The sequence below is a fragment of the Thermogladius sp. genome (assembly GCF_049970955.1).
Lineage (GTDB): Archaea > Thermoproteota > Thermoprotei_A > Sulfolobales > Desulfurococcaceae > Thermogladius.
Window position 1 is genome coordinate 1 of record NZ_JBMFLY010000101.1, and the last position, 2,512, is coordinate 2,512.

A 2,512-nucleotide genomic window follows, 5' to 3' on the forward strand; every position below is an offset into this window, starting at 1 on the left:
TGTGCTGTGTTAGTAGTGATGTCACTACAAATACTACTAGTCCAAGCGGCATTATAATGGGTCCTGGCATGTAGAATGCTGCCCACACGTCGCCTGTCTGCCCGTAGAAGTACAATCCGAGGACTATCCACATTGCTACGTTGAAAACAGCTTGAGTTATGGCGCCTATCCTGTTAGCCTTCTTCCAGTATATCCCCATAATGAACGGTATTGCCTGAACAAACATCATCATGTACCAAGCCATTTGAGTGAGGAAGTATATGCTTGGCAAGTACAGCGCTATCCACAGAGCTCCCAGAGTCCCCACTACTACTATGATTCTCATTATCTGGACTGCTTTCTCCTCGCTCACCGATTTGATGTAGGGCAGAATGTTTCTTACGAACATGGAGGGTGGTATTAGAGCCGCCGAGTCGGCCGAGCTCATTATTGTAGCTAGTAAGCCCACCACAAATAACGCGAAAACCCACGCTGGAGCTGTATACATTACAACCATTGGCATAGCCATCTCGGGCTGGTCCAGTACCGGGAACAATACCTTGGCTATGAGCCCGTACAGGGCTCCACCTGTCAAGCCTATGATCCAGTAGCTGACCCCAGCTGCGATTGCGGCCCTCGAAGAGGTCTTCTCGTCCTTGGCTGAGAGTCCTCTTTGAACAAGGTCTTGGCACGATATTGAGCCAAGCGGCTGGTTAATCCACGAGGCAATGTAGTATAAGAGTCCAAATAAGCCCACGTACCCCAGGTACTCGTAGCCACTGCCTGGAAGTATGCTGAAGTCGTCTGGAGAGAGCTTGCTAACCAACGCGCCCGCTCCTCCCACGTACGCGAAGGCGAAGTAGAGCCCAAACCACATAGCTACCCAGAAAATAAACACTCTAATGAAGTCTAGTAGGGCTACTGCGAACATACCGCCTAGCGTCGTGTAGAATATTGTTATGATCGTGGCTAAGTACAACCCGGGTTCCCTCTCCCAGCCTAGTAGTATTTGGAAGACAATGCTGTACGCTAGCAGCAACCCTCCTAGCCACCCTATGTACCCCAGTATCTGGACTATTGCCGAAGCTATTTCCATTTCAGGCCCATACCTGTACCTGAAGAAGTCGGCCACCGTTATGTACTTCAGCTTTCTCAACTTAGCTACGAAGAAGAGGCCAAAAAGTATGACTGCGAGCGCTGAGGCTATAGGGTCCATTACGACCCCTCTCATGCCAAACAGATACGTCATCTGAGCACCTCCAAGAGAGGTCCCTGAGCAGAACCACGTTGCGAGAATAGTGCCCCACGCAACCCAGAACCCAAGCGACCTCCCCGCGACCACGAAGTCGCTTATGCTCTTGATCTTGGCATAGTACTTCACACCCACATAAATTACTAAGATCATGTATAGTGCTATGCCAATCCACGAGGCTAGTATCTTCTCCTCCATGAAATTAGCCCCCACTTTAGTACTCTTTTAAATATATATTTTTGATGTAGAGTTAAATATAAATATTTTTATTTAGGTTTATTTAGGTGTTTACCAAATAAATCTATATGCATAGTAAGGGCTTGTTGGTAAATTGTGGGTGGTATGTGTGGCTATAAGAGTCGTGAAGTTGAGAGAAGCAGACCCAGGCCTTCTCACAAGGATCAAGCTCAGGTCTAGGCTCGACATTTCTGGAATCAGGACGAGTGTCGAGGAGATTATGAAGAGCGTTAGGGAGAGGGGCGATAAGGCCATACTCGAGTTCTACGAGAGGTTTTACGGTAAGAGAGTCCTTGAATCTCTAAGAGTTAGCGAAAACGAGTTTAAAAAAGCCCGGAGCGCTGTGTCTGAGAGGTTTATTAAAGCCGTGGAGTACGCTGCCAAGAACATAAAGAGGTTTCACGAAGAGCAAAAGCCCAAGGACTCGTGGTTCATTGAAATCGAGAGAGGTGTTTTCATTGGCCAGGTTACTCGGCCTATCGAGAGCGTGGGTGTTTACGTGCCTGGTGGCAAGGCGTTCTACCCTTCAACAGCTCTCATGACAGTCATACCCGCTCAAGTCGCTGGTGTCAGTAAGATTGTCGCTACAACACCTCCTGCCCCCGATGGAAGCGTAGACCCCCATATACTCGTTGTCCTAGACTACCTTGGCGTGAGAGAGGTATTCAAGGTTGGAGGCGCTCACGCTGTTGCTGCCTTGGCTTTTGGAACAGAGTCTGTCCCGAGAGTTGAGAAGATTACTGGACCCGGGGGCTTGTGGTTTACTGCTGCTAAGCAGATTATAAAGGAGTACACCGATGTCGACATAGACTTCCTCGCCGGCCCATCGGAAATCCTCGTTATTGCCGATGAAACAGCTGACCCTGAGTACGTTGCCAGGGACTTGATTTCGCAGCTAGAACACGACGAGGCAGCAGCAGCGGTTTTAGTAACGCCTAGTCCCAGCTTAGCAGAGAGAGTCAAGGAGATTGTTGAGACCCTGGTCGAGAAAATACCGAGGAGCGACATTGTGAAGAAGGCTCTCGAAGCGTATAGCGCCATAGT

At 49.0% G+C, this 2,512-nt stretch carries 2 protein-coding genes; one reads left to right on the forward strand and one right to left on the reverse strand.

Annotated elements, in window-relative coordinates; all coding sequences use genetic code 11:
• Window positions 1-1,444: sodium:solute symporter family transporter (locus ACP5VX_RS06985; protein WP_428725159.1), on the reverse strand; the 1,444-nt coding region annotated here is incomplete at its 3' end.
• 133 nt (window positions 1,445-1,577) lie between these two features.
• Between ACP5VX_RS06985 and hisD the strand changes: the two genes are divergently transcribed.
• The coding region (gene hisD / locus ACP5VX_RS06990) for a histidinol dehydrogenase (protein ID WP_428725160.1) at window positions 1,578-2,512 on the forward strand (935 nt) is incomplete at its 3' end.